Consider the following 658-nt stretch of genomic DNA (forward strand, 5'->3'; position numbering starts at 1 on the left):
CAGGCCGACGGGCTCGGCCTTGCCGATGGCGTAGGCGACCTGGACCTCGGCGCGGCGGGCCAGGCCGGCGGCGACGATGTTCTTGGCGACCCAGCGCATCGCGTACGCGGCCGAGCGGTCCACCTTGGACGGGTCCTTGCCCGAGAAGGCGCCGCCGCCGTGGCGGGCCATGCCGCCGTACGTGTCGATGATGATCTTGCGGCCGGTCAGGCCGGCGTCACCCATCGGACCGCCGATCTCGAAGCGGCCGGTCGGGTTGACCAGCAGCCGGTAGCCGTCGGTCACGAGCTTGATGCCCTGCTCGGCGAGCGCCTTGAGCTCCGGCTCCACGACGAACTCGCGGACGTCCGGGGTGAGCAGCGACTCCAGGTCGATGTCCGAGGCGTGCTGCGTCGAGACGACCACGGTGTCGAGGCGCACGGCCTTGTCGCCGTCGTACTCGATGGTGACCTGGGTCTTGCCGTCGGGGCGCAGGTACGGGATGGTCCCGTTCTTGCGGACCTCGGTCAGGCGGCGCGAGAGCCGGTGGGCGAGGGTGATCGGCAGCGGCATGAGCTCGGGGGTCTCGTCCGAGGCGTAGCCGAACATCAGGCCCTGGTCGCCGGCGCCCTGCTTGTCCAGGTCGTCCTCGTCGCCCTCGACCCGAGCCTCGTAGGCG

Annotated in this window: 1 protein-coding gene; it reads right to left on the reverse strand. The window is 71.3% G+C overall.

All coding sequences use genetic code 11. From position 1 onward, the window contains the following. A partial coding sequence (locus tag PUR71_RS00980) for a methionine adenosyltransferase domain-containing protein (protein ID WP_329924357.1) occupies positions 1-658 on the reverse strand: 658 nt, incomplete at both ends.

This window comes from Streptomyces sp. SP17BM10, assembly GCF_036322405.1.
Lineage (GTDB): Bacteria > Actinomycetota > Actinomycetes > Streptomycetales > Streptomycetaceae > Kitasatospora.